The following is a 4130-nucleotide window of genomic DNA, read 5'->3' as shown; positions in this document are numbered from 1 at the left end:
GGCAACGCCGCCGCAAGACTTGCCGGCCTAAACTCCATTTATGCCTTTGGCTCTTCTGCAGGCATTCCCTTTTTTATAGCCTGTGATTCCTCCCCACCGGTAAAGCCTGAAAGCTTCGCCATTTTAAAATTTGAAAATAATCCCAATGACGGATTTAACGTCTCGTGCATAATGTGGGTGAGGCGTAGCCGAAGCCTGTATTATGAACTGTGTTGGGTTTTGTAGTTTTTATGGCTCACTCGTATATTCCCGACCTTTGATTTCCTTGTTCTTGCCAGCCTTGTTTAACTCCAAAGCTTCTTTGAGTCGGTCATTAAAGTCTTTGACTTCTTCAGCCACTACTTTATCACCAACTATCTTCGCTAAGTACACAGAGTTTTGAATGCTATTATCCTCCATGAGCGTCTTTTGAAACCAAACAATACCACTCACACCTTTGAACACTTCCCCATAAAATGCTCGTGCTTCATATAATAATGAGTCAGTTTCATAGTCTCTTTCCTTACCTGGATACAGATACCTGTTTTCCCCGTAGCTTACATTCAAGTACCCATTTCTTGGGGAGTGGAAGTAAAGGGATGTGTTGGCGTCACATTCATCGCAATGCCTGCCTGAAAAGACTAGGAATGGAGCTTTACCGTCAATGTCAATCTGCCCAATGTACTCAAGCTCGTGAAGTTCTGTGTCGAACACAGGTCCTTCTTTGAATACTAAGTTACTGTCATCCATTTTTTCAAAAGTCCAAGTGTCATATTCTGGCACTTCTGACACTTGAGATTTTGAACTTTCAGAAAACTGAGCCACTTCTTCAGAAACCTGTACCTTACTTTCTTCAACAATGTCACCTTCAGGTAGCTTTTCACTTTGGCTACAAGCAAACAAACACATGAACAGAAAGTAAGCTGTCTTTTTCATTTTTGATTTCTATTGAACCCAACGGGCTGGGCTTTGCGTTGGCGTAGCTAACGCAAAGCTATTGTTGAGTATCGGTTTTTTTCTTCGGCAGTTCTTCGTTGGGATCGAATTGAGCACCTAGCCGTTTTGCGTCCTCCTCCACTGTGGTTGTAAATCCCACTTCTTTCCTTCTCTTATTCACATTTTTCACATCTTCTATGGGCCAGATAACCTGCCCGCCTTCTGCTCGTACCCAACCCGCTGTCTGCGTACCGTAAATCTGCTTCTTTCCCTGGAACATGAGGAGCCTGTCCCGCATTTTAGCAGCATCCGTTGCACTTGCCTCCCCGTGCTTTGCCAGTTGCTCCATCTGGGGCAGGTACTTTTCTATAGTGACCAAGTTAGAATGCTGCACCACATAAAAAATGGCTTTAGCGGCTTTATCGCCCACCTTACTCCTCGGCAACCACCCGTGCTGTTCCAGTATAGGTATAACCTTGGTCTGATTTACCGAGTCGAGGGTCATCACTTTCATGGAGAACGCAACACTTGCCTCTGGGCTGCTGATGGTGTCCCAATCTATACTTCGAATACTTTGGTCAATGTCATAGATTTCTTCCAATTCTTTTGCTAGAACTGCGTAATCCGGTTGCTCTTCCTGGATTGCTGTGTGCGATGTGCTTACAATTGAGGGCTGGCATCCAACCAATAGAAATAGGATGATGAGTGATTGTTTTATATTCATTTTTATAAATGTTACTCAACGGACTTGGCTTTGCCATGGCGAAGCTATGGTAAAGGTGTGGTTGTGCCGAGTTATTTTATTATAATTTTAGTGTTGTCTGGAATTTCTTCCTTCATCATTTCTTCAGCCTTTTCAATTTCATCTCTTAAGAAATCGTTGAAGTCGTACCACTTATTAATTGTCTCACCATTTTGCCTAATGCTGATTATTTCATCTTTCTTATAAAAATATCCAACGTTTTCATCAAAAGTATAGGCTCTGCCTCCAAAATGGAAGTACTCTCTCTCAATTTCATAATTTATAATCCAGCTATTGTTTGCTGAAGTTAAGTCATGACATTGAATTACTGTCCTCGATAGTAATCCAGTATTATACAGTGAAGGTGGTAAGCCATACAATGACAAATCATAGATAAACCCACCATTAGTTGTTAGCAGGAAGCTTTCATAGAAATCAGGTATTACTTTGTTTGTTCTTTCTTGAAAATCCTTGTACCAACTACTTTTAATAGGTTCAAACAGTTTAATCCCCCAGTTCTGTGGAGCAATCCAAGGTCTGTGGAATATTTTGATAGTGCTATTATTGTCAATAGTTGAGTTATTCTCGATATACTTCAAGCATTGGTTGGCAATCGCAGGATACTTTGTATAAATGTCTTCTAACTTTCTTTTTATCTGGTCAACCATATTTACTTCTTAGTTTCAAGCCAACTGATATTTGCGAAACATTGCCTAAAATTTGGCACAACGTGCTCGTGCAGCCGAAGCCCGTAGCGTAGCAAGGGTTAAAGCTGCACCTTGTTGGGCTGTCGTTGTTTTTAGTTATATACAGCGAAATGGTAGAAGTCTTCTTCAATATTCTCAAACAGGTCAAATCGGGTCGAGTCTTTTGGAATCTTTCGACTGCTGTAGAGAATACCTTCTTCGCCATACATGGCTGATACTTTCCATCTATAAGAGATTCCTTCTTTACGTATGCCTACATCACTTATTCCAGCGTCCTTCATTCCTTTAATAACAGCCATAGCTTTTACACTATCAATTTTAATACTATGAGCATTTAGAAGGCTGTCTAGAGAAGTATAAGGTGTTCGGTCTCCTTCTTCGTAGTAGCTATTGTAGAAGCCTAGCTCTGGTGAATATCCAAAAGTCTGTTTAGCTAAATTGATTACTGTTCCATTTATAACAATATAGTTCTTGTCAGGCAAGACTGCGATATTTTCTATGTTATCGAGAGAGACGACAGATTGATGTAAGCTTCTGAATTCACTACTCTTCAGCAACACATTGCTGTCAACCGCTTTTTCATTGGAGCCAAACATAAAATGAGCAACTACAACCAGCCCAATAAAAAGAACTACCAAAGTGAAGGCTGTAATTCCAAATAGCTTTAATATGATTTTAAAAAACTTCATTACTTATCTATGTAGCCCAACGGGTCACGTATTGGCAATGGGCGGGATTTTTAGCACCGAATTTGATACGAAGAACGAAAGTTGAATTTTGCACTTCCGTTGATACGAAGTCGTTCAGCCCGCCTATTGCCAATACGATGTTATGTGCCGTATTTCTGTTCTTAGTTGTCAATATATTTCAATAATTCGTTAATGTCGTCAGTTGATGAAATTCCTTTTTCTATCGCTATAAACGAAAGTAAAGTTATTTCAGAATTTAAGTCACTCGCAGCTTTAATTTTATGGTGTCCGTCAAGTATGTAATGAGCAACACACCAATGAGAAGTAAAGTCGGGCTTGATGTCATCATCAGGCCAAACAGCAGGTTCTTTAATGTCTAAAATTGATAAGCTAATTGCTGTTGGTTTATTGCCTTTTAAAATTTCTTCTTTATAAAAGTCAACTCTTGTCTGGTCTAAATTATCAGTTGATGTCAATGGGATAAAAAATTCAAATAGTTTTCTTTCGTCACCGATTTCCTTGTCCGTTCCACGATAGTAATTCACTTTAGGTGAATGAGGAACACCATAATATCCGTCTATTCCCCATAAATTTACTTGTTCATTTGCAAAGTAGTCACCTGATTGTCCAACTTCAGCAAATTTGGGTTTAATTGTCAGCAGGGCAATTTCGTAGAATCCGTTGGGAATTATTTCTCTTAAAGTGTCAATTGTATTATCTCCAATAGAAGTCAGTCCAACATTTAGTTTGTCAATGGTCTCTTTGGGATTGATTGATTTTTTGTTGTCTATAAGTTTTTCAAAAAAGAAAGAACAAGTTCCGCAAACATTTCCAATGTGATAAATATTTTGTCCGTTAACTGCAATAAATCTGTCCCATACTTCCCAAGAACCACCACCTGTCGTCTCAAAAGTTAGAGGCGAAGTTGATGATACAATTTTTGTTGTTCGTTTGTTAAGCAGTCGGTTCATAATATGGCACATAACCTTTAGATTAGCCTGATATTATTTTTCTAATACACCCAGCACCCTTTTACCAGGTATAGGAGTACAGCTTTTATACCTTCAAAGCAGCCAG

General features: G+C 39.4%; 6 protein-coding genes. 1 reads left to right on the top strand and 5 read right to left on the bottom strand.

The window, feature by feature from the left end; translation table 11 throughout:
• Nucleotides 1-225, top strand: a 225-nt coding sequence (locus tag BW972_RS20110) for a hypothetical protein (protein ID WP_234986463.1), incomplete at its 5' end; no start/stop codon positions are given.
• 3 nt (nucleotides 226-228) lie between these two features.
• Here BW972_RS20110 and BW972_RS19435 read toward each other — a convergent pair.
• The 5 genes from BW972_RS19435 to BW972_RS19415 form a co-directional block, all read right to left on the bottom strand.
• Nucleotides 229-915, bottom strand: a complete 687-nt coding sequence (locus tag BW972_RS19435) for a hypothetical protein (RefSeq protein WP_076423339.1) — start codon at nucleotides 913-915, stop codon at nucleotides 229-231.
• Nucleotides 916-973: 58 nt separating this feature from the next.
• The gene (locus BW972_RS19430; protein ID WP_143732167.1) at nucleotides 974-1516 is read right to left on the bottom strand and encodes a DUF6624 domain-containing protein; all 543 of its coding nucleotides are present in this window, start codon (nucleotides 1514-1516) and stop codon (nucleotides 974-976) included.
• A gap of 194 nt (nucleotides 1517-1710) precedes the next feature.
• Entirely contained in the window at nucleotides 1711-2325 is a 615-nt protein-coding gene (locus BW972_RS19425; RefSeq protein ID WP_076423337.1) for a hypothetical protein, read from the bottom strand.
• A gap of 131 nt (nucleotides 2326-2456) precedes the next feature.
• Nucleotides 2457-3053 (bottom strand): hypothetical protein, encoded by a 597-nt coding sequence (locus BW972_RS19420; RefSeq protein ID WP_076423336.1) that lies wholly within the window; start codon nucleotides 3051-3053, stop codon nucleotides 2457-2459.
• A gap of 161 nt (nucleotides 3054-3214) precedes the next feature.
• Nucleotides 3215-4024, bottom strand: a complete 810-nt coding sequence (locus BW972_RS19415; RefSeq protein ID WP_143732165.1) for a hypothetical protein — start codon at nucleotides 4022-4024, stop codon at nucleotides 3215-3217.
• Between the last annotated feature and the right edge of the window lie 106 nt (nucleotides 4025-4130).

Origin of the sequence: Pontibacter lucknowensis, from assembly GCF_900156415.1 — a bacterium.
GTDB lineage: Bacteria > Bacteroidota > Bacteroidia > Cytophagales > Hymenobacteraceae > Pontibacter > Pontibacter lucknowensis.
The sequence above is the reverse complement of the archived record's forward strand: the minus strand, read 5'-3'. Positions and strand labels throughout refer to the sequence as shown.